The organism is Stenotrophomonas geniculata ATCC 19374 = JCM 13324, assembly GCF_001431625.1.
Lineage (GTDB): Bacteria > Pseudomonadota > Gammaproteobacteria > Xanthomonadales > Xanthomonadaceae > Stenotrophomonas > Stenotrophomonas geniculata.
Genome location: NZ_LLXT01000098.1, coordinates 12,178 through 37,031 on the forward strand (window position 1 = coordinate 12,178; position 24,854 = coordinate 37,031).

Below are 24,854 nucleotides of genomic sequence, written 5' to 3' on the forward strand. Positions count from 1 at the left end.
TGTCCGCTTAATGAAAGTGTCCGGAAAGGTGTCCGCGGACACCCGGACACTTCAGCATGCCTCCCAACCCATTGACCTGAAAGGAAATATAATTGGCACGCTACGTGCTTGGTACTGGCTACCACCGTCAGGCACGCACCCGATGATCCGCGACACTTCCGCACAGGACCAGATCGTTTCCTCCGCCCCGGCCGGCACCACCCGCGCCAACTGGCAGCGCTACCGCTGGCCGGCACTGGGCGCCATCGTGCTGCTCGCCGGCATCGGCTGGGCCGTGCACGCCTGGTCCAACGCCAGCCGCTCCTTCGACAGCAGCCGCGTGCGCATCGCCGAAGTGAAGCGCGGCGACCTGGTCCGCGACATCGCCGCCGACGGCCGCGTGATCGCCGCCAACAGCCCGGTCCTGTATGCCATCTCGGCCGGTACCGTGGACCTGAAGGTGGTCGCCGGCGATGTGGTGAAGAAGGGCCAGGAGCTGGCCATCATCGACAGCCCGGAACTGCGCAGCAAGCTGGCCCAGGAACAGGCCACCCTGGCCGGCCTGGAAGCCGAAGCCAGCCGCGCCGCGCTGGACGCCACCCTTGCCCGCGCCAAGTCGCGCAAGGAAACCGACCAGGCCACCATCGAGCGGCAGGCCGCCGACCGCGATCTGCAGCGCTACCAGCGCGGTTACGACGGCGGTGCAGTACCGCAGATCGATCTGGCCAAAGCCAAGGACTCGCTGAAGAAGGCCGACATCACCCTGGCCAACGCCACCACAGACGCACGCCTGCAGAGCCAGGGCGCCGACCTGGATGCCCGCAACAAGCGCCTGCTGGCCGACCGCCAGAAGGCCGTGGTGGCCGAGGTGCAGCGCCAGGTCGATGCGCTGACCCTGCGCGCCCCGTTCGATGGCCAGGTCGGCCAGGTGCAGGCCGTCCAGTCCACCAACCTGGCCGCCAATGCGCCGGTGCTGGGCGTGGTCGATCTGTCCAAGTTCGAGGTCGAGATCAAGGTGCCGGAAAGCTTCGCCCGCGACCTGGCGATCGGCATGCCGGCACAGCTGACCGGCGGCAATGGCCAGCCGTTCCCGGGTGAGATCAGCGCGGTGTCGCCGGAAGTGGTCAATGGCGAGGTCAATGCCCGCGTGCGCTTCGCCAGCGCGCAGCCGGAAGGCCTGCGCCAGAGCCAGCGGATGTCGGTGCGCGTGCTGCTCGATACCCGCAAGAACGTGCTGAAGGTCGAGCGCGGTCCGTTCGTCGAACAGGGCAACGGCGTGGCCTACGTGATGGATGGCCGCACCGCCGTGCGCCGTCCGGTCGAACTGGGCGTCAGCAGCCTGGGCGAAGTGGAAATCAAGTCGGGTGTGCAGCCGGGCGACCGCATCGTGGTCTCCGGCAGCGACCTGTTCAAGGACGCCGAACGCGTCTCCGTCAACTGATACCTGAACCCTGAATCCTGGAGAGAGGACACCCCATGTACATGCTCGAAATGCGTTCGGTCGCCAAGGTCTTCCGCACCGAACAGGTGGAAACCCACGCACTGCGCTCACTGGAACTTCAGGTCAAGGAAGGTGAGTTCGTCGCGGTCACCGGCCCGTCAGGCTCCGGCAAGACCACCTTCCTCAACATCGCCGGCCTGCTGGAAACCTTCACCAGTGGCACCTACATGCTGGACGGCCAGGACGTGAGCACGCTGGGCGATGATGCGCGCAGCCGCCTGCGCAACCAGAAGATCGGCTTCATCTTCCAGGGCTTCAACCTGATCCCCGACCTGAACCTGTTCGACAACGTCGACGTGCCGCTGCGCTATCGCAAGATGAGCGCCAACGAGCGCCGCGAACGCATCGAGAAGGCGCTGACCCAGGTCGGCCTCGGCTCGCGCATGAAGCACTACCCGAACGAGCTGTCCGGCGGCCAGCAGCAGCGCGCGGCGATCGCACGTGCCCTGGCCGGCAGCCCGCGCCTGCTGCTGGCCGACGAACCGACCGGCAACCTGGACACGCAGATGGCCCGCGGCGTGATGGAGCTGCTGGAGGAGATCAACGCTGCCGGCACCACCATCGTGATGGTCACCCACGATCCGGAACTGGCTGCGCGCGCGCAGCGCAACGTGCACATCGTTGATGGCCAGGTCACCGACCTGGTGCGCGAGCCGGTGCTGGCCACGCCGCCGCGCCACATCGTCGCCGTCAACGAGTGAGGGCCCTACCATGTTCGCCTACTACGCCCGACTGGCGGTGCGCAGCTTCCGCCGCAACAAGGTCCTGACCGCGCTGATGGTGGTTGCCATCGCGCTCGGCATCGGCGCCTCGATGACTACCCTGACCGTGTTCCACGTGCTGTCCGGTGACCCGATTCCCGGCAAGAGCGACCGCCTGTTCTACGTCCAGCTCGACGCCGCGACCGGCGCCTACGTCGCCGGCGAGGAACCGGAAACCCAGCTGACCCGCTTCGACGGTGAAGCCCTGCTGCGCGAAGCCAAGGGCGAGCGCCAGGCGCTGATGAGCGGCGGCGGCGGCACCATCGAACCGGACAACAGCACCCTCAAGCCCTTCAGCATCGACACCCGCTGGACCTCGGCCGACTTCTTCCCGATGTTCGAGGTGCCCATGCAGTACGGCCGCCCCTGGACGCGCGAGGACGATGAAGGCCGTGCGCGCGTGGTGGTCATCTCCAAGGCGCTCAATGACAAGCTGTACCAGGGCGCCAACAGCGTGGGCCGCGACCTGCGCATGGAAGGCCAGAGCTACCGCATCGTCGGCGTGATGAAGGAATGGAGCCCGGAGCCGCACTTCTACGACCTGACCACTGGCAGCTACGGCAAGAACGAAGACCTGCTGCTGCCGATCTCCACCTCCTTCGACCTGAAGCTGGGCAACAACGGCAACATGAACTGCTTCGGCGAGAATCCGGACGGCAACAGCTACTCGCTCAACGCACCGTGCGCGTGGCTGCAGTACTGGGTGGAGATGGACCCGGCCAAGGCCGACGACTACCGCCGCTACCTGGAGAACTATTCGACCCAGCAGCGCGAGGCCGGCCGCTTCAAACACCCGCCGAACGTGCGCCTGCGCACCGTGATGGAGTGGCTGGACTTCAATGGCGCAGTGCCCAGCGACGTGCGCCTGCAGCTGTGGCTGGCACTGGGCTTCCTCGGTGTCTGCCTGGTCAACACGGTGGGCCTGCTGCTGGCCAAGTTCCTGCGTCGCAGCGGCGAGATCGGCGTGCGCCGCGCGCTCGGCGCCAGCCGCGGACAGATCTTCCTGCAATGCCTGGTGGAAGCAGGTGCGGTCGGCGTGGTCGGTGGCGTGCTGGGTATCGGCCTGGCCCTGCTCGGCCTGTTCGCGGTGCGCCAGCAACCGGTGGAATACGCCAAGCTGGCCCACCTGGACGGCAACATGCTGCTGCTCGCACTGGGCCTGACCCTGCTCGCCAGCCTTGCTGCCGGTTTCCTGCCCGCCTGGCGCGCCATGCAGGTCACCCCGGCCATCCAGCTCAAGTCGCAGTAAGCACCCGAACGAGGACTCCCATGGACATCCGCCCCATCCTCAGCACGCTGCGCCGGCACAAGACTGCCGCTGCCCTGATCGTGCTGGAAGTCGCACTGACCTGCGCCATCGTCTGCAACGCGCTGTTCCTGGTCAGCCAGCGCGTGGAGAAGATCAGCATGCCCAGCGGCATCGCCGAGAGCGAACTGGTGATGCTGCGCGTCAGTGGCATCGGCAAGCAGACCGACGCCATGGCCCGCACCCGCGAGGACCTGGCATCGCTGCGCGCGATTCCCGGCGTCAGCAACGTCACCATCATCAACCAGGTTCCCTTCCGCAACGGCTCCTCCAGCAGCAGCATCTCGCGCGAGGTCGACCAGGAACGGCCGACCACCAACGCCTCGATGTACACCCTGTCCGAGAACGGGCTGGCCACGATGGGCATCAACCTGATCGCAGGCCGCGATTTCCTGCCCGACGAATACCAGAACTTCGAAGACGCCAGCAAGGGCGGTGCCAAGGAAAAGGCGATTCCGGTGATCTTCACCCAGGCCACCGCCGCCAAGATGGAACCCAACGGCAGTGCGCTGGCCAAGACCTACTACATGGGCAAGCAGCCGCTGCATGTGGTCGGCATCGTCGACACGCTCAGCACGCCCAATGGCTGGAATGACAACTGGACCAACTCGATGCTGCTGCCCATGCGGCGCACCTTCGATGAAGGTGGCACCTATGTGCTGCGCACTTCGCCAGAGCGCCGCCAGGAGGTCCTCGATGCCGGTGCCGCCGCGCTGGAACGCAACGATCCCAACCGGCTGATGCGCGACAAGCTGACCTATGAAGACCAGCGCAAGGACTTCTTCAAGAACGACCGCGCGATGGTCGGCCTGCTGATCACCGTCAGCATCTCGCTGCTGGTGGTCACTGCGCTGGGCATCATCGGCCTGGCCAGCTTCTGGGTGCAGCAGCGCAGCAAGCAGATCGGCATCCGCCGTGCGCTGGGCGCGACCCGCGGGCAGATCCTGCGCTACTTCCAGACCGAGAACTTCCTGCTGGCCTCGCTGGGCATCGTGCTGGGCATGCTGGCGGCCTACGCGATCAACCTGGCGCTGATGAACCTGTACGAGCTGCCGCGCATGCCGCTGTACTACCTGCCGCTGGGTGCGCTGCTGCTGTGGGTGCTGGGCCAGATCGCGGTGTTCGGTCCGGCGCGGCGTGCGGCGGCGGTACCGCCTGCGGTCGCCACGCGGGGCGCCTGAGATGCGTGCCTGCGCGATATGCCTGATGCTGCTCCTGCCGCTGCCGGCGCTGGCCGGCGGTGGCAACGCGCAGACACTGGAATGGCGCCAGGATGCCGCGCGGCTGTCACTGCGCTCGACCGAGGGCCAGGTGCGCGTGGAGGCTGCCAGCCCGGAAGCACGCTTCGGCGTGCGCAGCGGTGATCGCATCCTCCGCGTGGACGACACGGCGGTGCGCCGGGTCGAACATCTGGCCGAGGCACTGCGCCATTCCCACGCCGCCACCGCCTATCTGTTGCTGCGCCGCGACAGACGCGAACTGACGGTGGCGGTCGACGCCGCAGCCTGGCGCCAGGCACTGGAAGTGCCGCCGCCACCTGCGCCGCCAGCGCCCCCGGCGCCTCCCCGGCGCTGAGCAGGGGCCGCTCCTGCACAGCCACGGGTTTGGCTATGCTTGATGGGTGGCGCCGGGCTCTCCCGGTGCGTGGACACGAACGGCTCCAACGGCGCCGCCCATCCCTTTCTGCAGAACCGTTTGATGCCTGCGATCCTGATCATCGACGACAACGCCAGCGTGGGTACCGCGCTGGACGTACTGTTCTCCCTGCACGACATCGACACCCTGCAGGCGCAGACGCCCGCCGACGGGCTGGCGCTGCTCCAATCTCAGCCGGTCGACCTGGTCATCCAGGACATGAACTTCAGCGAGGACACCACCTCCGGCGAGGAAGGCGAGGCCCTGTTCGCGCAGATCCGCGCGCGCCATCCGGACCTGCCGGTGATCCTGCTCACGGCGTGGACCCATCTGAGCAGCGCCGTGGACCTGGTCAAGGCCGGCGCCGCCGACTACCTGGCCAAGCCCTGGGACGACCGCAAGCTGATGACCACGGTCAACAACCTGCTGGAACTGTCCGAGGCGCGCCGCGAACTGGACCGGCGCCGCAGCCGTGAACTGCACCAGCGCAACGCACTGGAAGAGAAGTACGACCTGTGCGGTGCGGTCTTCGCCGACCCCGCCAGCGAGCGCGTGATCGCGCTGGCCTGCCAGGTCGCACGCTCGGAACTGCCGGTATTGATCACCGGCGCGAACGGGGCCGGCAAGGAAAAGATCGCGCAGATCATCCAGGCCAATTCCCTGGTGGCCAAGGGGCCGTTCGTGGCGGTCAACTGCGGCGCGCTGCCCTCGGAACTGATCGAAGCCGAACTGTTCGGTGCCGAAGCCGGTGCGTATACCGGCGCCAACAAGGCCCGCGAAGGCAAGTTCGAGGCAGCCGATGGCGGCACCCTGTTCCTGGATGAGATCGGCAACCTGTCACTGGGCGGGCAGATGAAGCTGCTGCGCGTGCTGGAAACCGGCCGCTTCGAGCGCCTGGGCTCCAACCGCGAGCGCCAGGTCAAGGTCCGCGTGGTCAGCGCGACCAATGCCGACCTGCCGGCGATGATCCGCGACGGTACCTTCCGCGAAGACCTCTATTACCGCCTCAACACGGTGGAACTGGTGCTGCCGCCGCTGGCCGAACGACCGGGCGACATCGTGCCGCTGGCCGAGCGCTTCCTGACCGCTGGCAAGCCGTTGTCCACTGCGGCCACCGCGGCCTTGCAGCGGCACCCCTGGCCGGGCAACGTGCGCGAGCTGCGCAACGTGATCCAGCGCGCCGAGCTGCTGGCCACCGGCAACCGCATCGAAGTGGCCGATCTCAACCTGCCGCGCGCAGCCGCCACACCGCGCCCGGCCCCCAGTGCGGGCAATGATCCCGACCGTGCACGCATCGAGGATGTGCTGGCGCGCAACCATGGCGTCATCGCCCAGGCCGCCGCCGAACTCGGCCTGAGCCGCCAGGCGCTGTACCGGCGCATGGACCGCCACGGTATTCCCCGCGAATGAAACGGCGCTCGTTCACTTTCCGCCTGTTCCTGCGCCTGCTGCCGGTATTGGCACTGGCGGCGGCACTGCCGTGGCTGCTGGCCTACTGGATGGACCATGGCTGGGTGGTGACCACGGTGTCGGCGTTGATCCTGCTGTCGTTGATGTGGTGGACCCTGCGCCGGGCGACCGCCCCGGTGCGATCTCTGATGCGGGCCCTGGCGGGTACCACCAGCAGCTATCGCGACGGCGAGTACAACTTCGGCGTGCACTGGCCGGGGAACGACGAGCTGGGCGACCTGGTGCAGGCCCACCGCGAACTGGGCGATGTACTGCGTGAGCAGCGGCAGGGCCTGGTGCAGCGTGAACTGCTGCTGGACACGATGGTGCAGAACACGCCGGTGGCGATGCTGCTGATCGCCTCGGGCGGTGATGGCATCGCCCGGGTGGTGTTCTCCAATCTGGCGGCACGCAAGCTGCTGCATGGCGGCTGGAAGCTGGAAGGCCAGCGCCTGGAGGACGTGCTGGAACAGGTGCCGGTGGAACTGCGCGATGCCATCGCCCGTGGCGGTGACAGCCTGTTCGCGGTGCATGCCGAGGGCGAGGACGGCGACGAGGATGACGAGCAGGTCTACCACCTCTCGCGCCGCGCGTTCCAGCTCAACGGGCGCCCGCACGACCTGCTGCTGGTGCGGCTGCTGACCGCCGAACTGCGCCGCCAGGAAGTGCAGACCTGGAAGAAGGTCATCCGGGTGATCAGCCACGAGCTCAACAACTCGCTGGCGCCGATCGCTTCGCTCGCCCATTCCGGCGGCGTGCTGGTGCAGCGTGAGCGCTTTGATCGACTGCCCGAGATCTTCACCACCATCGAGGACCGGGCGCGTCACCTGGAAGGCTTCATCCGTGGCTACGCACGCTTTGCCAAGTTGCCGCAGCCGCAACTGCAGACCGTGCACTGGGCCCCCTTCCTGTCCAGCCTGCGCCAGCAGATCCCGTTTACCATGGAGCGCGAGCCGGACGAAGAACTGAGCAGCCGCATCGACATCGCGCAGTTCGGGCAGGCGCTGCTGAACCTGTTGAAGAACGCGCACGAAGCCTGCGCCGAAGCAGAGCCCCCAAACGATGACGTACAGGTGCAGCTGACGCGGCTGCCGCAGTGGCTGCGGCTGGACGTGCTGGATCGTGGCAAGGGCATGAACGAGCAGGTGCTGCAGAACGCACTGATGCCGTTCTATTCGACCAAGCGCAATGGCACCGGGCTGGGGCTGGCCCTGACCCGCGAGATCGTGGAGGCCCACGGTGGTCGGGTGTCGTTGCAGAACCGCGGCGATGGCGGGCTGTGCGTGTCGATTCTGTTGCCGGTGGGCTGAGCGGGCAGATCCACGCCATGCGTGGACGTGCCGACCAAGGTCGGCACCTACCAGACCTGCCGCATCGCCACCCGCAGGTGCATCGGGAACCCAAGCGCGGCTTCTTCGGCCATCACCGCACGCAGGCCATCGTTCCACTGCGCCTCGGGCACTATCTCGAACCCTTCACTGGCATAGAAGGCCGCATTCCACGGCACGTCGGACAACGTGGTCAGCACCGCTGCCCCGTAGCCGCCAGCCCTGGCCTGTGCCAACGCATGGCGCAACAACACGCGACCATGACCGCGGCGCGCGTGCGCGGGATCCACGTCCATCTGCAGCACATGGAAGTCACCGCACAGCTCACCGGCCAGCAGGTAGCCCGCGATGCCACCGTCAGCCGCATCCACCACCCACAACTGGCCACGTTGAAGGCCATCCTGCAGCGTCGGCAGGTCCAGGCCATGCCCGGCAAATACCGGGTAGGCCTGGTGCCCCTTCAGCAGTTCACCGGCACGTTGCTCAATTGCCGGCAGCATGCCGAGTTCGTCGGCGTGCGGGATGCGTGGCTCAGGACTTCTTGAGCGGGCGCTTCCAGCCATCGATGGTTTCCTGTCGTGCACGTGCCAGCGTCAGCTTGCCATCCGGGGCGTTGCGGGTGATGACCGAACCGGCAGCGATGGTGGCGCCCTCACCGATCAGCACCGGTGCCACCAATGCGCTGTTGGAACCGATGAAGGCGTTGTCGCCGATGGTGGTGGTCGACTTGTTCACGCCGTCGTAGTTGCAGGTGATGGTGCCGGCACCGATGTTCACCTTGCTGCCGATCACCGCGTCGCCCAGGTAGGTCAGGTGATTGGCCTTGCTGCCAACACCGAGGGTGACCTTCTTGGTCTCGACGAAGTTGCCGACATGCACGCCATCGGCGAGCACTGTACCCGGGCGCAGCCGTGCGAACGGCCCCACCAATGCAGCACCTTCGGTGACCACGCCTTCCAGGTCACAATGCGCGCGCACTTCGGTGCCCGGGCCAAGATTGACGTCCTTCAGCCGGTTGAACGGGCCCACGGTGACGCCGTCGCCGAGCACGATATTGCCTTCCAGAACGACGTCGACATCGATCAGCACGTCGCTGCCCACGGTGACGGTGCCACGGATATCCAGGCGTGCCGGGTCACGCACGCGCGCGCCCTGCGCGCACAGGGCCCGAACCGCACGGCGCTGCCAGGCACGCTCCAGCTGCGAAAGCTGCCAGGGATCATTTGCCCCTTCGGCTTCCTGCGCGTCGGCCACCAGCGCCATCTCGGCCGGGGTGTACTCGTGCGCTGCAAAGGCGAACACGTCGGTCAGGTAGTACTCGCCCTGCGCGTTGCTGTTGGACAGCTGCGACAGCCAGCGCCGCAGCGCGGTCGACTCGGCGGCAATGATGCCGGTGTTGATCGTGCGCACACGCAGCTGGTCGTCGGTGGCGTCCTTCTGTTCGACAATCGAGCCGACCTTGCCTTCGGCATCGCGCAGCACGCGGCCGTAACCGGTCGGGTCATCGACATCGGCGACCAGCACCGCCAGTCGACCCGGCTGTGCCAGCAGGTCGCGCAGGGTCTGCGCGCGGATCAGCGGCACGTCGCCGTACAGCACCAGCACCTGCGCGGCGTCGGGCACCTGCGGCATCGCCTGCGCGACGGCGTGCCCGGTACCGAGTTGCTGTGCCTGCTCGGCCCATTGTAGATCGGGCTGGTCGGCAAAGTGCTGGCGCACCGCTTCACCTCCATGGCCGTAGACCACGTGGATCGCGGCCGGCTGCAGCTCGCGGGCGGCATCGATCACATGCGCCAGCATCGGCTGCCCAGCGATCGGCTGCAGCACCTTCGGCAGCACCGACTTCATGCGCTTGCCCGCGCCAGCGGCGAGGATGATGACGTGCAGGGCTTGGGTCATGGGAGCAGCAGTCCGTAGTTCGTTGCCGGTGATTCTAGAGCGTGGGCCGTTAACATGGGGATCTGCCCGCCCACACTCCGACCATGAGCCTGCTCCGCCAGGGAAGCGCCTACCTCATCATCGGCGTGCTGCAACTGCTGCTCGACTGGGCGGTGTTCGTGCTGGTCACGGCCGCCGGCCTGCCCGTGGTGCAGGGCAACCTGGCCGGGCGCGTGGACGGCATGCTGCTGGGGTTCTGGTTGAACGGGCGAATCACCTTCGCCACTGCCGACGGCGAGCAACGGCTGGGCTGGCGACGCTTCGCACGCTTCCTGCCGCTGTGGTTGCTGCTCACCACCGCCAGCACGCTGCTGGTCTCGAGCGCCGACCATGCATTGGGCCTGCAGTACGCCTGGTTGGCCAAGCCACTGGTGGAGGGCGGCCTGGCCGTGATTTCCTTCCTGCTGCTGCGGCACGTGGTGTACCGCTGATACGACGTCAGGATCGGGATCGGTAGCGTCGACGGTCAATCGACTGCCCTTCCATCAGATCGCGGAAATCCCTCGCTGCACGCGACAGTCGACTCGACCCGCCGCCCAAACAAAAACGCCGGCACAGGGCCGGCGTTCTCGTGGGTGCAGCGCGAACCTCAGTGCTTGAGGTTCTTGCGCAGGCGCTCCAGCGCCTGCAGCTGGACAACGGCTTCAGCCAGCTTCTGCTGGGCCTCAGCCACTTCCATCGCCTCGCCGCGGTTGGCCAGGATGCGCTCGGCTTCTTCCTTGGCCTTGCGGACCGAGGCTTCGTCGATGTCCTGCGCGCGGATCGCGGTGTCGGCCAGCACGGTCACCACCTGCGGCTGCACTTCCAGGATGCCGCCGGAAATGGCGAAATCCAGCTGCTCGCCGTTCGGCGTGGTCACCACCACCTTGCCCGGCTTCAGGCGGGTGATCAGCGGCGCGTGCTTGGGCGCGATGCCCAGTTCGCCCAGCTCACCGGTGGCCACGACCAGGGTCGCTTCGCCACGGAAGATTTCCTGCTCGGCGCTGACGATGTCGCAACGGATCGTGCTCATGCAAATCTCTTCGCTGTTCGCGGCGGCGCAATGCCACCGTGGGGGTCCACCGGCGCGGGCGGTTGCCCGGCGCCGGCGTCAGGTCGGGCAGGATCGCTCCCGCCCGTCCCGGATCAGGCCTTCTCGGCCATCTTCTTGGCCTTCTCGACCGCTTCTTCGATGCCGCCGACCATGTAGAACGCCTGCTCCGGCAGGTGGTCGTACTCGCCATCGACGATGGCCTTGAAGCCACGGATGGTGTCCTTCAGCGGCACGTACTTGCCCGGCGAACCGGTGAACACTTCGGCCACGTGGAACGGCTGGCTGAAGAAGCGCTCGATCTTACGGGCGCGCGACACGGCCTGCTTGTCCTCTTCGGACAGCTCGTCCATGCCCAGGATCGCGATGATGTCCTTCAGTTCCTTGTACTTCTGCAGGGTCTGCTGGACGCGCTGGGCGGTGTCGTAATGCTCGTGGCCGATGACCAGCGGGTCCATCTGGCGGCTGGTGGAGTCCAGCGGATCGACGGCCGGGTAGATACCCAGCGAGGCGATCGAACGCGACAGGGTGACAGTCGAGTCCAGGTGGGCGAAGGTGGTCGCCGGCGACGGGTCGGTCAGGTCGTCCGCGGGAACGTAGACGGCCTGGATCGAAGTGATCGAACCGTTCTTGGTCGAGGTGATGCGCTCCTGCAGGACGCCCATTTCCTCGGCCAGGGTCGGCTGGTAACCCACGGCCGACGGCATACGGCCCAGCAGTGCCGACACTTCGGTACCAGCCAGGGTGTAGCGGTAGATGTTGTCGACGAACAGCAGGACGTCCTTACCCTTGCCGTTTTCGTCCTTCTCGTCGCGGAAGTACTCGGCCATGGTCAGGCCGGTCAGGGCGACGCGCAGACGGTTGCCCGGCGGCTCGTTCATCTGGCCGTACACCATCGCCACCTTGTCGAGGACGTTGGAGTCCTTCATTTCGTGGTAGAAGTCGTTGCCCTCACGGGTACGCTCACCCACGCCGGCGAACACGGACAGACCGCTGTGCGCCTTGGCGATGTTGTTGATCAGTTCCATCATGTTGACGGTCTTGCCGACGCCGGCGCCGCCGAACAGGCCGACCTTGCCGCCCTTGGCGAACGGGCACATCAGGTCAATGACCTTGATGCCGGTTTCCAGCAGTTCGGTGGCCGGGGACTGGTCTTCGTACGACGGGGCCGCACGGTGGATTTCCCAGCTGTCGCTGGCGGCCACCGGGCCGGCTTCGTCAATCGGACGGCCGAGCACGTCCATGATGCGGCCCAGGGTGCCGGCGCCGACCGGCACGGAGATGCCGCGGTTGGTGTTGGTGGCAACCAGGTTGCGCTTCAGGCCGTCGGTGGAACCGAGGGCGATGGTACGCACCACGCCGTCACCCAGCTGCTGCTGGACTTCGAGGGTGATTTCGGTGTTGTCGACCTTCAGTGCGTCGTACACCTTCGGCACCGACTCACGCGGGAATTCGACGTCGACGACCGCGCCGATGATCTGAACGATCTTGCCCTGACTCATTGCTGCATCCTCTAAATGTGTGCTTTGAACGAACGCGGTCAGACTGCTGCCGCGCCGCCGACGATTTCGGAGATTTCCTGGGTGATCGCTGCCTGGCGCGCCTTGTTGTAGACGAGCTGGAGGGTGCCGATCAGCTTGTTGGCGTTGTCGCTCGCCGCCTTCATCGCAACCATGCGTGCGGCATGCTCGGAGGCGACGTTTTCCAGCAGTGCCTGGTACACCAGCGACTCGATGTAACGCGTCATCACGTGCTCCAGCACGGTCGCGGCATCGGGTTCGTACAGGTAATCCCAGTCGTGGTGAGCGACCTGCTTCTCAGCCGGCGGCAGCGGCAGCAGCTGATCGAAGCTGGCCTTCTGCACCATGGTATTCACGAAGCGGTTGTAGACCAGGTACACGCGGTCGACCTTGCCTTCGGTGAAGGCGTCGAGCATGACCTTGATCACACCGATCAGCGATTCCAGCTTCGGCACGTCGCCGATGTGGGTCACGCTGCCGACCATGTTGACCTTCACGCGGCGGAAGAAGGTCGATGCCTTCTGGCCGATGGTCACCAGGTCCACTTCCGCACCCTTGTCCTGCCATGCCTTGGCTTCGCCCAGCATCTTGCGGAACAGGTTGTTGTTCAGGCCGCCGGCCAGGCCGCGATCGGAGGAGATCACGATGAACCCGACCCGCTTGACCTGCTCGCGCTCGACCAGGAACGGATGCTGGTAGTCGGTGCTGGCCTGGGCCAGGTGGCCGATCACCTGCTTCATCGCCTGCGCGTACGGACGCGAGGTCTTCATCCGATCCTGCGCCTTGCGGATCTTGGAGGCCGAGACCATTTCCAGGGCGCGCGTCACCTTGCGGGTGTTCTGCACGCTCTTGATCTTGGTTTTGATTTCGCGTCCGCTTGCCATCTCTTGTTTCCCGTGGCGCGGGGCTGATGCCCCGCGTTGTTCAACCGTTTGAGCGGGGCGAGCCCCGCTCTACGAGCGCTGGATTACCAGCTGCCGGTGGTCTTGAACTCGGCGATGCCCTTCTTGAAGGCACCTTCGATGTCGTTGTCCCAACCGCCGGTGGCGTTGACCTTGCTGACCAGTTCGCCCTGGGTGTTGGCGAAGTGGGCGTGCAGGCCTTCTTCGAACGCCAGCAGCTTGTTGACCGGCACGTCGTCGAGGTAACCCTCGTTGACGGCGTAGATCGACAGCGCCTGGTTGGCGATCGACATCGGCGCGTACTGCTTCTGCTTCATCAGCTCGGTGACGCGCTGGCCACGCTCCAGCTGCTTGCGGGTCGCCTCGTCCAGATCCGAGGCGAACTGCGCGAACGCAGCCAGCTCGCGGTACTGGGCCAGCGAGATACGGATGCCGCCCGACAGCTTCTTGATGATCTTGGTCTGGGCCGAGCCACCGACGCGCGACACCGAGATACCGGCGTTCACGGCCGGGCGGATGCCGGCGTTGAACAGGTCGGTTTCCAGGAAGATCTGGCCGTCGGTGATCGAGATCACGTTGGTCGGAACGAAAGCGGACACGTCGCCGGCCTGGGTTTCGATGATCGGCAGCGCGGTCAGCGAACCGGTCTTGCCGGTGACCTTGCCTTCGGTGAACTTCTCGACGTATTCCTCGGACACGCGGGCAGCGCGCTCGAGCAGGCGGGAGTGCAGGTAGAACACGTCACCCGGGTAGGCTTCACGGCCCGGCGGGCGCTTCAGCAGCAGCGAGATCTGGCGGTAGGCAACGGCCTGCTTGGACAGATCGTCGTACACGATCAGCGCGTCTTCGCCGCGGTCCATGAAGTACTCACCCATGGTGCAGCCCGAGTAGGCGCTGATGTACTGCATGGCAGCCGATTCGGAAGCGGTCGCGGCCACCACGATGGTGTGGGCCAGCGCGCCGTTCTCTTCCAGCTTGCGCACGATGTTGGCGATGGTCGAAGCCTTCTGGCCGATCGCAACGTACACGCACTTGATGCCGGTGCCCTTCTGGTTGATCACCGCATCGATCGCCATCGCGGTCTTGCCGGTCTGGCGGTCACCGATGATCAGCTCGCGCTGGCCACGGCCGATCGGGATCATCGAGTCGACCGACTTGTAACCGGTCTGCACCGGCTGGTCGACCGACTTGCGCCAGATCACGCCCGGAGCAACACGCTCCACCGGAGCGGTCAGGTCGGTGCCCAGCGGGCCCTTGCCGTCGATCGGTTCGCCCAGCGCGTTCACGACGCGGCCCAGCAGCTCCGGACCAACCGGCACTTCCAGGATGCGGCCGGTGGTCTTGGCGACGTCGCCTTCGCGCAGGTGCTCGTAGTCACCCAGCACCACGGCGCCGACCGAGTCGCGCTCCAGGTTCAGGGCCAGGGCGAAGGTGTTGTTCGGCAGTTCGATCATTTCGCCCTGCATCACGTCGGCCAGACCGAAGATGCGCACGATGCCGTCGGACACGCTGGTCACGGTGCCTTCGTTGCGCGATTCCGCGGCCAGCTTGACCTTCTCGATGCGGTTCTTGATCAGTTCGCTGATTTCGGAGGGGTTGAGCGTGGTTGCCATCGTCAAGTCCTAGTGCCGGCAGCGGGGCCGGACGTTAAATGAATTCAGTTAGCGAGCGCGGTCTGCAGACGGGCCAGCTTGCCCTTCAGCGAACCATCGATGACCACGTCGCCGGCGTCGATCACGGCGCCGCCGATCAGCGAGGCATCGACCGCGGTGGTCACATCGACCTCGCGGTTGAAGCGCTTGCGCAGCGCGACCTTGATCGCGTCCAGCTCACTGGCCGACAGTTCGGCGGCCGAGGTGACGGTGGCCTTGACCACGTGCTCGGCTTCGGCGCGCAGGGCGTCGAACATGCCGGAGATTTCCGGCAGCAGCGGCAGACGATGCGATTCGGCCAGGATGGCCAGGAAGCGCGAGTAGGTCTCGCCGTGCGACACCGGCGCCAGCAGGGCGACGGCGTCGTCACGACCCAGCTCCGGGTTGGCGAGCAGGGCCGCCACGCGCGGGTCGGCGGCGACGTGGGCGGAGAACGCCAGGGCGTCCGACCACGGCGCGAACGCGCCTTCGTCGCGCGCGGTCGCGAACGCGGCGCGGGCGTACGGGCGGGCAAGCGTGAGGGCCTGGCTCATCCTTAGATCTCCGAGGCCAGCTCGTCGAGCAGCGCCTTGTGGGCGTTGGCGTCGATTTCGCGCTTGAGCAGCTTTTCGGCACCGGTCACGGCCAGCGCGGACACCTGCTTGCGCAGATCTTCACGGGCACGGTTGGCGGCGGCGTCGATTTCAGCCTGGGCCAGTTCCTTCTGACGGGTGGCTTCGGTGATCGCTTCGTTACGGGCAGCATCAACGATCTGGTTGGCACGTGCGTGGGCCTGATCGATGATCTCGTTGGCCTTGGTGCGTGCTTCCTTCAGCGCTTCGTTGACCTTCTCCTGCGCCTGGGCCAGATCTTTCTGGCTGCGGTCGGCAGCAGCGAGGCCTTCAGCAATCTTCTGCTGGCGCTCTTCGATCGCGTTCATCAGCGGCGGCCAGATCTTGGTCGCGATGATCCAGATCAGACCAGCGAAGGCCAGCGCCTGCGCAAGAAGGGTGAAATTGATATTCATGGTTAGCTCGATCGCTGGTTTCGGGGTGGACGCGCCGCCGTAGCGGCGCATCCGGCCTTCATCCGAAACCGGGTGCATCAGCACCCGGTCGTCTCAAACCGCTGTATCAGCCGGCCAGAGCCTTGGTGACGGCGCCAGCGAAGGCAGCCGACAGCGGGTTGGCGAAGGCCAGCAGCAGGCCGACGGCGACCGAGATGATGAACGCGGCGTCGATCAGGCCGGCGGTGATGAACATACGGACCTGCAGGACCGGGATCAGTTCCGGCTGGCGGGCTGCCGACTCCAGGAACTTACCAGCCATGATGGCCAGACCCAGACCGGCGCCCAGCGCGGCCAGGCCGATCATGATGCCGACGGCAAGGGCGGTGGAGCTCTGAATCTGCGCGAAGTTGGTCAGGACGGCGAAGTACATGGTTATCTCCAGGAACTTAAGTTGCTAAGGGTGATGAAACGGATGAAGGTTGAAACGCGTTGAAGCTTGAAACTCAGTGAGCGTCTTCCGACAGGCTCAGGTACACGATCGACAGCATCATGAAGATGAAGGCCTGCAGCGGGATCACCAGCAGGTGGAACAGCATCCAGCCGAGGCCGAACACACCACCGGCAATGGCACCGAAGAAACCGGCACCACCCAGCACCCAGATCAGCAGGAACACGATTTCGCCGCCGAACATGTTGCCGAACAGTCGCATCGCCAGCGAGATCGGCTTGCTCAGCCACTCGACGATGTTGAGGATCAGGTTGAACGGCATCATCCACTTGCCGAACGGCGCCGTCAGGAATTCCTTGATGAAGCCGCCCAGGCCCTTCGACTTCAGTGCGAAGAACAGCATCAGGAAGAACACGCTGATGGCCATGCCCAGGGTGGCATTGACGTCAGCGGTCGGGACCGGCTTCCAGTAGTGCACGCCCACCCACTCCAGCGGCTTGGCGATGAAATCGGCCGGGATCATCTTCAGCAGATTCATCAGCAGAATCCAGAAGAAGATGGTGATGGCGATCGGCGTGACCAGCTTGCTCTTGCCGTGGTAGGTGTCCTTGGCCTGGCGGTCGACGAACTCCAGGCAGATCTCGACGAAGGCCTGCCACTTGCCCGGCACGCCGGCGGTGGCCTTGCGGGTCCCCAGCCAGAACGCGACAACGATCACCAGGCCCATCAGGACCGCAGTGAGGAAGGTATCGACGTGGATATGCCAGAACATACCCTCACCCTTGCCGACCGGTGCGGTCAGGTTGTGCAGGTGATGCTGGATGTAGCTGGTAGGGGTTAGAGCCTCGCCCGCCATGTGTCCGGAACCTTCAGTTAATTGAATTCTGTCAACGCCTGGCCATGGCCAGGACCTGGAACATCAAGCCGACGGCGATACCGGCCAACAGCGCCAATGCAGGCAGCTTGAAGACCAGGAACCCCACCAGCAGGACGCCGAAAACCACCACCCACTTGGCCACGATCGCAATGATCAGGCGAGCCATCGCCGATCCTGCGGCCAGTGCCCCACCACCCAGTGCCATCCGTGCCGCCACCCAGCCACCGGCCGAAATGGCCACACCGGACGCCAGCGCGCCGAGGGCATATTTCGGACCTACCAGCAGGAAGGCCAGGGCCAGGACAGCCACTGCGGCCAGCGGGTAGACCGCGGCGCGCAGCATCAGTCGCCGACCCGCATCAACGGAGTTCAGCACAGGACGTCCCGCGTGGTTGCAAGTGGAGGGCTGAGGCGGCTACAGCAGGGGGGCCTCATCGAGCCGCCAAATTATAGCAATGGGACAATTTGCGAGACAACCGCTGCCTGTTCATCCCGGGAAGCCGCAAGTTGCGGTAACGGTTACATTTTTGCGTGCCACCCGGGGGACAATGACGTCCGTATGATGCTGCGGCGCAATATTGAACTTTGGTCGCATCCGGCGGAACTTTCGCCGAATGCGCCGGTCCGATCTTTCGACCTGCCTGCAGCAACCTCGTCGACGCTCCGCCCCGCAGGTCCCACGATGGCCCCGAAGCCCGGCTCCGGGGCCATCTTTTTGCATCGTCGCGACAGCGCTGAACCGTGCACACGCCGTGGACCATACGTTCACGGATGGTGGACGGGCCTGTCCGGCACAGTGGTCTTCATTCTGATGAACCACTGCAAGGACTCTTCGATGCGCCCTGTACCCACCCTGCTCGCCCTCTCCCTGCTCGCCGCCGGCGCCTCGTTCGCCACTGCCGCCCACGCCGCTGAAGGCGACGACCGCTTCGCCCTGCGCCTGGGTGCGATGAACATCGACTCGGACAATACCCTCCGCGGCAAGACCAACGTGGCCGGCCAGGACATCGGTTTCTCCGAGGACTTCAAGCTGGGTGGCAAGGAGTGGGAGCCGCGCATCGACGGCATGTTCCGCATCAGCAACCGCCAGCGCCTGCTGTTCAACTACTTCAAGTACGACAAGGACCGCCGCGAGACTCTCGGCCAGGACATTTCCTTCGGTGACGTCAACGTGCCGTCGGGCAGTTTCGTCAAGGGCGAGCTGAAGTACCAGGTCGCCAGCCTGGTCTATGACTACTCGGTGGTGGACACCGACACCTTCGACCTCGGCCTGCAGTTGGGTGCCGAGTACGCCAAGGTGAGCACCAAGGCCTACGCCGATCTGGGCACCGTCTACGAAGGCCAGTTCCTCAACGAGAAGACCGACGGCGTGGCGCCGGTGGTCGGTGCGCGGCTGAGTTTCACCCCGTCCGAGAAGTGGATGATCACGCTGCAGGGCCAGTACCTCAACACGCGCTGGGGCAGCTTTGATGACTACAAGGGCGACCTGAGCCGCGCCAACGCCATCGTCGATTACCGCTTCACGAAGAACTTCGGCGTGTTCGCCGGCTATGACTGGTTCAAGCTGGACGCGGACAAGAAGGGCAGCGACGGCACCATCGGCCTGAAGCAGGAATTCAAGGGCCCGGTGGCCGGCGTCAGCTTCGTGTTCTGATCCCCCGCTCCTTCCACACGCTCTCTCTCCTGGCGCGGCCTCCGGAACATCGGGGCCGCGCTTTTTTGTGCTGTTTTTCCCTGCGTGCAGGAGCAAGAGCAGCTGGGTGGAGCGCTTGAGGGAGAGGGGGCTGGGTGCGAATGTCCCCCGGCGCCGGCCTGCGGCCGTCACCTCCTCCTTTACTTCGCACCCAGCCCCCTCTCCCTCCGCGTATCAGGCATCCAGGCGGCCCAGGCAGTGGCTCTCGACTGTCCGCAAGCCGAGCCGCTGCGTGGGTGGCAGTTCCCGTAGACGCAGGCTGGTCGAGCGCTGAGGGAAGAGGGGCTTGCGTGCGAATGTCCCCCGGCGCCGGCCTACGGCCGTCACCTCCTCCTTTACTTCGCACACAAGCCCCTCTTCCCCCGCGTGTCAGGCATCCAGGCGGGCCAGGCTGTGGCTCTCGACTATCCGCAAGCCGAGCCGCTGCGCGGGTGGCAGGCGTTTGGACAAAGTAAAGGAGGAGGCGACCGCCGCAGGCGGGCGACGGGGGACATTTGTCGAAATGCCTGCCACCCGCGCAGTGGCCCGGACCCTCGCGATGACAACAGCCGAAGATATTCCTGCAGCCAACAAAAAACCCCGGCAGAAACCGGGGCTTTTCGTGTGGAGCGGCGCTGACGCCTTACTTCTTCTTCGGCATGTACAGATCGGTGATCGTGCCGTCGTAGATTTCCGAGGCCATCGCCACCGACTCGCTCAGCGTCGGGTGCGCGTGGATGGTGTGGCCGATATCTTCGGCTTCCGCACCCATCTCGATGGCCAGGCCGATCTCGGCCAGCAGGTCACCGGCATGCACGCCAACGATCGCACCACCGATGATGCGGTGGGTCTCTTCGTCGAAGATCAGCTTGGTGAAGCCCTCGGTACGGCCGATGCCGATCGCGCGGCCACTGGCGGCCCACGGGAACTTGGCCACGCCCACCTTCAGGCCCTTGGCCTTGGCTTCGGTCTCGGTCACGCCGACCCAGGCGATTTCCGGATTGGTGTAGGCCACCGACGGAATCACGCGGGCCACCCACTCCTTCTTGTGGCCGGCAGCCACTTCGGCGGCCAGCTTGCCTTCGTGCGTGGCCTTGTGGGCCAGCATCGGGTTGCCGACGATGTCGCCGATGGCAAAGATGTGCGGCACGTTGGTGCGCATCTGGCGATCCACCGGGATGAAGCCACGCTCGGTGACCTGCACGCCGGCCTTCTCGGCATCGATCTTCCTGCCGTTCGGCGAGCGGCCCACGGCCACCAGCACGCGGTCGAAGGTGCCCTGCGCCAGCGCAGGCGCCTGGCCTTCCTCGGCAGCTTCGAAGGTCACGGTGATGCCCTTGGCATCGGCGGTGACGCCCGAGGCCTTGGTCTTCAGGTGCACTTCGATGCCCTGCTTCTTCAGGCGGTCGGCCAGCGGCTTGACCAGATCCTTGTCGGCGCCCGGCATCAGCTGGTCCATGAACTCGACCACGGTGACCTTGCTGCCCAGCGCACCGTACACGGTGGCCATTTCCAGGCCGATGATGCCGCCGCCGACGACCAGCAGCGAGCCCGGCACTTCGGCCAGCTCCAGCGCGTCGGTGGAATCCATCACGCGCTTGTCGTCCCACGGGAAGTTCGGCAGCTTCACTGCCTGCGAACCGGCGGCGATGATGCACTTCTGGAAGCGCAGCAGCTGGGTGCTGCCGTCAGCTGCGGTGATTTCCAGTTCGTTGGCGGAAACGAACTTGCCGACGCCCTGCACGTTGCGGACCTTGCGCTGCTTGGCCATGCCGGCCAGGCCCTTGGTCAGCTGGTTGACGACCTTTTCCTTGTACTGGCGCAGCTTGTCCAGGGTGATGGTCGGCTTGCCGAACTCGACGCCGAAATCACCGGCGTGGGCGACCTCGTCGATCACCGCAGCAGCATGCAGCAGTGCCTTGGACGGAATGCAGCCAACATTGAGGCAGACGCCGCCGAGGCTGGCGTAGCGCTCGACCAGCACCGTATCCAGGCCGACGTCTGCGGCGCGGAACGCCGCCGTGTAGCCGCCCGGACCGGAGCCCAGCACAACCATCTCGCATTCGATGTCGGCCGGCTTGCCACTGGACAACGCCGGCTTCGGTGCGGCCGGTTCGGCCGGGGCGCGGTGCGACGGGGTCACCGGCGGCTTGCTGGCCGGAGCAGCTGCTGCCGGAGCCGGCGCAGCGGCCTTGGCTGGGGCTTCGGCGACGCCTTCAGCGTCCAGCACCACGACCACGGCACCCTCGGACAGGGTGTCGCCCAGCTTGACCTTGATTTCCTTGACCACGCCAGCAGCCGAGGACGGCACTTCCAGAGTGGCCTTGTCCGATTCCAGGGTCACCAGACCCTGATCCTTCTTCACCGTGTCGCCAACGGCGACCAATACTTCGATCACCGGCACATCGCTGTAATCGCCGATGTCGGGAACCTTGACTTCAATCGTGGCCATGGTGGGTTTTCCTCGTGCCCGCCCGGCATGGCCGGCAGGCTGTCACTGCATCTGTTCACGCGGCCGCGCCAGGGGCTGCGGCCGCACGGTGGGGGCGAAGCGGTGCCTTACAGCAGCACGCGGCGCATGTCGGCCAGTACCTGCGACAGGTACGTGGTGAAGCGTGCGGCCAGAGCGCCGTCGATGACGCGGTGGTCGTAGCTCAGCGACAGCGGCAGCATCAGCTTCGGTGCGAATTCCTTGCCGTTCCAGACCGGCTGGATGGACGACTTAGACACGCCCAGGATGGCCACTTCCGGTGCATTGACGATCGGGGTGAACGCGGTGCCACCGATGCCACCCAGCGAGCTGATCGAGAAGCAGCCGCCGCTCATGTCGGCCGGGCCCAGCTTGCCGTCGCGCGCCTTCTTGGCCAGTTCGCCGGTTTCCTGCGCGATCTGCACCACGCCCTTCTTGTCCACGTCGCGGATGACCGGCACGACCAGGCCGTTCGGCGTATCGGCGGCAAAGCCGATGTGGAAGTACTTCTTCAGGGTCAGGTTTTCACCGCTGGCATCGAGCGAGGCGTTGAACTCCGGGAACTTCTTCAGCGCCGCGGCGCTGGCCTTGATCAGGAAGGCGAGCATGGTCAGCTTGATGCCGGCCTTCTCGTTTTCCTTGTTCAGCGCCACGCGCAGGCCTTCCAGATCGGTGATGTCAGCCTGCTCGAACTGGGTGACGTGCGGGATCATGGCCCAGTTGCGGGCCAGGTTCGCACCCGAGATCTTCTTGATGCGCGACAGCGGCTGGACTTCGGTCTCGCCGAACTTGCTGAAGTCGACCTTCGGCCACGGCAGCAGGTTCAGGCCACCACCGGCAGCGACAGCAGCACCGCCGGCAGCCGGCACGCCACCGCTGAGTGCGGCCTTGACGAACTTCTGCACGTCACCCTTGGTGATGCGGCCACCCTTCTCGGTGCCGTTGATCTGCAGCAGGTCCACGCCCAGTTCGCGGGCGAACACACGCACCGCCGGGGTGGCATACGGCACCTTGGCCGGCAGCACGCCATCGGCGTTGAACTGCACCGGCGGGCTGGACGGGGTACCGGCCGAGGCGATCTCGCGGGCCGCCAGCTTGTCCGGCTGCGCCGGCACAGCGACAGGCTCAACCTTGGTGGAGGTCTCGGCGGCAGCCGGAGCGGCGGCTGCGGCAGCCTTGGTCGGCGCCGGTGCGCCAGCGCCCTCGGCTTCGATGATGGCGACCACATTGCCCTGCGACAGATTGTCGCCAACCTTGACCTTGATCTCCTTGACCACACCGGCCACCGACGACGGCACTTCCATGGTGGCCTTGTCGCTTTCCAGCGTGACCAGGCCCTGGTCCTTCTTGACCGTGTCGCCGACGGCGACCAGCACTTCGATGACCGGGATGCCGGAGTAATCGCCGATATCCGGCACCAGCGCCTCCACCGCGCCACCGCTGGCGGCCGGGGCAGCCGGGGCAGCAGCGGCCGGAGCCGGCGCGCCCTGGGTAGCGGCGGCCGGGGCAGCGGCCTTGGCCGGTGCCGGAGCAGCAGCGGCCGGCTTGGCGGCTTCGCCTTCGGCCACTTCGATCAGCGCCACGACCTTGCCTTCGGACAGGCTGTCGCCGACCTTGACCTTCAGTTCCTTGACCACGCCAGCCACCGACGACGGCACTTCCATGGTCGCCTTGTCACTTTCCAGCGTCACCAGGCCCTGGTCCTTCTTGACCGTGTCGCCGACGGCGACAAGCACCTCGATTACCGGGATATCGCTGTAGTCACCGATATCGGGGACAAGTGCTTCCTTGATTTCGGCCATGGGGATAACTCCGGCAATCTGGTGTAGGGAAACGTCTATTGTGCGGCCAGCGGGGGCCAGCGCCAACCGTTACAGGTGTTTTCAGTACTCACGCAGCCGGGACACGCTGTTGCTCATGGGTTGCGGCCGCGACCAGTCGGTAGCGTATTGTCCGGACGATGTCCGCTTCATGTCGCCAGTGCGTCGGCTACCGGCTGCCAGGCCTGGCGCAGCCGCGGCAGCGACCAGGCCGCGTTGGCCGGGCTGGTGGACGGCAGTGCCAGCAGCCTTGGCGGAGTCTCCAGGCAGGGCAGCACCCAACGCTGGAATGCCTTCAGCGAAGCGGCACCGTTGCAGCCGATCAGCTCCAGCTCAGGAAGCGAAGCGATCAATGCCGGCAGCGCATTGGGCACTTCCGTGCCACGCACGATGTCGGCATCCAGGCTGCCACGCCGCTCGCACTGGCCGATCACATCCCACAGGCCGATACCTGCCGCCTGTAGTGCCTGCAGTCGCTGCGCATAGGGCAGACCCGCGTCGAAGCCACAGATATCGGCCAGCACAGGCCAGAAGCGATTGCGCGGATGCGCGTAGTAGCGCTGCTCCTGCAATGACGCAACGCCGGGCATCGAACCCAGCAGCAGCACCCGGCACTTCATGTTCACCTGCGCTTGCAGGCCGATGCACACCGTTGCGTCGCTCACATCTTCTCCAACTGCATGAATGTCGCCGAAGGCCGAAAAGCCCATGAAAACAGGCTTTTCACTCCGGTCGCTGAACAAGGAAAACCATTTTTTAACGTGCGTCGGATTCGATTCATGTTGGGGCGACTACGGTGTGCTCGCCCCGCAACCGGGGGCCCAAAACAAGAAACATTAGGAGATACCCCCATGCGCTCCATCCGTATCCTGAGTCTCGCCCTGCTGACCTCCGCCGCCTTCGCGCCGGCCGCTTTCGCCCAGGACAGCAGCAGCACCGACACCGCTTCGGGCAAGCATTTTGCCGTTGTCGGCGGCATCTCGCTGCTGGAACCGAAGAACGACCCGATCACCGGCGTGAAGAAGACCGATGGTGGCCCGGCGCCGACCGTCAGCTTCAGCTACTACATCAACGACAACTGGGCCGTTGAGCTGTGGGGCGCTGCCGACAAGTTCGACAACAAGTTCAAGGGCCCGGACAACGCCCGCCTGGGCTCGGTCGAGCAGCAGCCGATCGCGCTGAGCGGCCAGTACCACTTCGGCCAGGCTGACAACGTGTTCCGCCCGTTCGTGGGCGTGGGCTACTACCAGTCGAGCTTCAGCAACGAGAAGCTGGGCAACGGCGCTGACACCGACATCCGCTTCAAGGATGCCAAGGGCGTGATCGGCACCGTCGGTGTGGACATGAACATCAACTCCACCTGGTTCGCCCGTGCTGACGCCCGCTACATGCGTTCGCGCCCGGACGTGAAGGTGGGCGGCGAGAAGATCGGCGAAGCCAAGATGGATCCGTGGACCGTCGGCTTCGGCATCGGCGCCCGCTTCTGATCCAGGCTGCACCTGCTTCACTGATGTAACGCGACGGGCCCTTCGGGGCCCGTCGTCGTTTCTGTCACCCGCGTTCCACCTGTAGAGCCGA

Annotated in this window: 24 protein-coding genes; 10 read left to right on the plus strand and 14 right to left on the minus strand. The window is 65.6% G+C overall.

Annotated features, from left to right (window positions below; translation table 11 throughout):
• Positions 1 to 142: 142 nt before the first annotated feature.
• The 7 genes from ARC63_RS09320 (at position 143) to ARC63_RS09350 (ending at position 7,941) form a co-directional block, all read left to right on the plus strand.
• Complete coding sequence (locus ARC63_RS09320; protein WP_010481341.1) at positions 143 to 1,420, plus strand: efflux RND transporter periplasmic adaptor subunit; 1,278 nt, start codon at positions 143 to 145, stop codon at positions 1,418 to 1,420.
• 35 nt (positions 1,421 to 1,455) lie between these two features.
• Positions 1,456 to 2,181: an ABC transporter ATP-binding protein gene (locus ARC63_RS09325; RefSeq protein ID WP_014038558.1), complete on the plus strand. Its 726-nt coding sequence runs from the start codon at positions 1,456 to 1,458 to the stop codon at positions 2,179 to 2,181.
• A 10-nt stretch (positions 2,182 to 2,191) separates the two neighbouring features.
• On the plus strand, positions 2,192 to 3,490 hold the full coding sequence (locus ARC63_RS09330; protein ID WP_010481337.1) for an ABC transporter permease: 1,299 nt from the start codon (positions 2,192 to 2,194) through the stop codon (positions 3,488 to 3,490).
• A gap of 20 nt (positions 3,491 to 3,510) precedes the next feature.
• Positions 3,511 to 4,728 (plus strand): ABC transporter permease, encoded by a 1,218-nt coding sequence (locus ARC63_RS09335; RefSeq protein ID WP_057503094.1) that lies wholly within the window; start codon positions 3,511 to 3,513, stop codon positions 4,726 to 4,728.
• 1 nt (position 4,729) lies between these two features.
• Entirely contained in the window at positions 4,730 to 5,122 is a 393-nt protein-coding gene (locus ARC63_RS09340; protein WP_057503095.1) for a PDZ domain-containing protein, read from the plus strand.
• Between the two features lie 123 nt (positions 5,123 to 5,245).
• Complete coding sequence (locus ARC63_RS09345; RefSeq protein WP_057503101.1) at positions 5,246 to 6,592, plus strand: sigma-54-dependent transcriptional regulator; 1,347 nt, start codon at positions 5,246 to 5,248, stop codon at positions 6,590 to 6,592.
• Positions 6,589 to 7,941: a sensor histidine kinase gene (locus tag ARC63_RS09350; protein ID WP_010481333.1), complete on the plus strand. Its 1,353-nt coding sequence runs from the start codon at positions 6,589 to 6,591 to the stop codon at positions 7,939 to 7,941. Before ARC63_RS09345 ends, ARC63_RS09350 begins: the two co-directional genes overlap by 4 nt.
• 47 nt (positions 7,942 to 7,988) lie before the next feature.
• On the opposite strand, the gene ARC63_RS09355 is transcribed toward ARC63_RS09350, so the two are convergent.
• On the minus strand, positions 7,989 to 8,522 hold the full coding sequence (locus tag ARC63_RS09355; RefSeq protein WP_057503096.1) for a GNAT family N-acetyltransferase: 534 nt from the start codon (positions 8,520 to 8,522) through the stop codon (positions 7,989 to 7,991).
• The gene (gene glmU, locus ARC63_RS09360; RefSeq protein WP_010481330.1) at positions 8,491 to 9,858 is read right to left on the minus strand and encodes a bifunctional UDP-N-acetylglucosamine diphosphorylase/glucosamine-1-phosphate N-acetyltransferase GlmU; all 1,368 of its coding nucleotides are present in this window, start codon (positions 9,856 to 9,858) and stop codon (positions 8,491 to 8,493) included. Before glmU ends, ARC63_RS09355 begins: the two co-directional genes overlap by 32 nt.
• An 83-nt stretch (positions 9,859 to 9,941) precedes the next feature.
• Between glmU and ARC63_RS09365 the strand changes: the two genes are divergently transcribed.
• A complete protein-coding gene (locus tag ARC63_RS09365; protein WP_057503097.1) occupies positions 9,942 to 10,328 on the plus strand; it encodes a GtrA family protein in 387 nt (128 codons plus the stop codon).
• 158 nt (positions 10,329 to 10,486) lie between these two features.
• On the opposite strand, the gene ARC63_RS09370 is transcribed toward ARC63_RS09365, so the two are convergent.
• From ARC63_RS09370 to ARC63_RS09410, 9 genes are all read right to left on the minus strand, one after another.
• Complete coding sequence (locus ARC63_RS09370; RefSeq protein WP_005419509.1) at positions 10,487 to 10,909, minus strand: F0F1 ATP synthase subunit epsilon; 423 nt, start codon at positions 10,907 to 10,909, stop codon at positions 10,487 to 10,489.
• Between the two features lie 113 nt (positions 10,910 to 11,022).
• The gene (gene atpD / locus ARC63_RS09375; RefSeq protein ID WP_010481327.1) at positions 11,023 to 12,429 is read right to left on the minus strand and encodes a F0F1 ATP synthase subunit beta; all 1,407 of its coding nucleotides are present in this window, start codon (positions 12,427 to 12,429) and stop codon (positions 11,023 to 11,025) included.
• 38 nt (positions 12,430 to 12,467) lie between these two features.
• Positions 12,468 to 13,331, minus strand: coding sequence for a F0F1 ATP synthase subunit gamma (atpG, locus tag ARC63_RS09380; RefSeq protein ID WP_010481324.1), 864 nt, complete (start codon positions 13,329 to 13,331; stop codon positions 12,468 to 12,470).
• An 83-nt stretch (positions 13,332 to 13,414) separates the two neighbouring features.
• Positions 13,415 to 14,962, minus strand: coding sequence for a F0F1 ATP synthase subunit alpha (gene atpA / locus ARC63_RS09385; RefSeq protein WP_005411130.1), 1,548 nt, complete (start codon positions 14,960 to 14,962; stop codon positions 13,415 to 13,417).
• Between the two features lie 44 nt (positions 14,963 to 15,006).
• Positions 15,007 to 15,534, minus strand: coding sequence for a F0F1 ATP synthase subunit delta (locus ARC63_RS09390; protein WP_010481321.1), 528 nt, complete (start codon positions 15,532 to 15,534; stop codon positions 15,007 to 15,009).
• Positions 15,535 to 15,536: 2 nt separating this feature from the next.
• Complete coding sequence (locus ARC63_RS09395; protein WP_005419512.1) at positions 15,537 to 16,007, minus strand: F0F1 ATP synthase subunit B; 471 nt, start codon at positions 16,005 to 16,007, stop codon at positions 15,537 to 15,539.
• A gap of 106 nt (positions 16,008 to 16,113) precedes the next feature.
• Complete coding sequence (atpE, locus tag ARC63_RS09400; protein ID WP_005411133.1) at positions 16,114 to 16,419, minus strand: F0F1 ATP synthase subunit C; 306 nt, start codon at positions 16,417 to 16,419, stop codon at positions 16,114 to 16,116.
• A gap of 73 nt (positions 16,420 to 16,492) precedes the next feature.
• On the minus strand, positions 16,493 to 17,293 hold the full coding sequence (atpB, locus tag ARC63_RS09405) for a F0F1 ATP synthase subunit A (RefSeq protein ID WP_010481316.1): 801 nt from the start codon (positions 17,291 to 17,293) through the stop codon (positions 16,493 to 16,495).
• Between the two features lie 31 nt (positions 17,294 to 17,324).
• Positions 17,325 to 17,690, minus strand: coding sequence for a hypothetical protein (locus tag ARC63_RS09410; protein WP_006394654.1), 366 nt, complete (start codon positions 17,688 to 17,690; stop codon positions 17,325 to 17,327).
• A gap of 459 nt (positions 17,691 to 18,149) precedes the next feature.
• On the opposite strand from ARC63_RS09410, the gene ARC63_RS09415 reads away from it, so the two are divergent.
• The gene (locus ARC63_RS09415; protein WP_010481314.1) at positions 18,150 to 18,968 is read left to right on the plus strand and encodes a hypothetical protein; all 819 of its coding nucleotides are present in this window, start codon (positions 18,150 to 18,152) and stop codon (positions 18,966 to 18,968) included.
• A gap of 661 nt (positions 18,969 to 19,629) precedes the next feature.
• On the opposite strand, the gene lpdA is transcribed toward ARC63_RS09415, so the two are convergent.
• The 3 genes from lpdA to ARC63_RS09430 all read right to left on the minus strand — a co-directional run bounded on the left by lpdA (position 19,630) and on the right by ARC63_RS09430 (position 23,941).
• A complete protein-coding gene (lpdA, locus tag ARC63_RS09420) occupies positions 19,630 to 21,438 on the minus strand; it encodes a dihydrolipoyl dehydrogenase (RefSeq protein WP_057503098.1) in 1,809 nt (602 codons plus the stop codon).
• Between the two features lie 107 nt (positions 21,439 to 21,545).
• Positions 21,546 to 23,258, minus strand: coding sequence for a dihydrolipoyllysine-residue acetyltransferase (aceF, locus tag ARC63_RS09425; RefSeq protein ID WP_057503099.1), 1,713 nt, complete (start codon positions 23,256 to 23,258; stop codon positions 21,546 to 21,548).
• Positions 23,259 to 23,425: 167 nt separating this feature from the next.
• A complete protein-coding gene (locus ARC63_RS09430) occupies positions 23,426 to 23,941 on the minus strand; it encodes a DNA-deoxyinosine glycosylase (RefSeq protein ID WP_057503102.1) in 516 nt (171 codons plus the stop codon).
• 186 nt (positions 23,942 to 24,127) lie between these two features.
• Here ARC63_RS09430 and ARC63_RS09435 point away from each other — a divergent pair, with 186 nt between their 5' ends.
• The gene (locus ARC63_RS09435) at positions 24,128 to 24,763 is read left to right on the plus strand and encodes an OmpW/AlkL family protein (RefSeq protein WP_010481310.1); all 636 of its coding nucleotides are present in this window, start codon (positions 24,128 to 24,130) and stop codon (positions 24,761 to 24,763) included.
• Positions 24,764 to 24,854 lie beyond the last annotated feature (91 nt).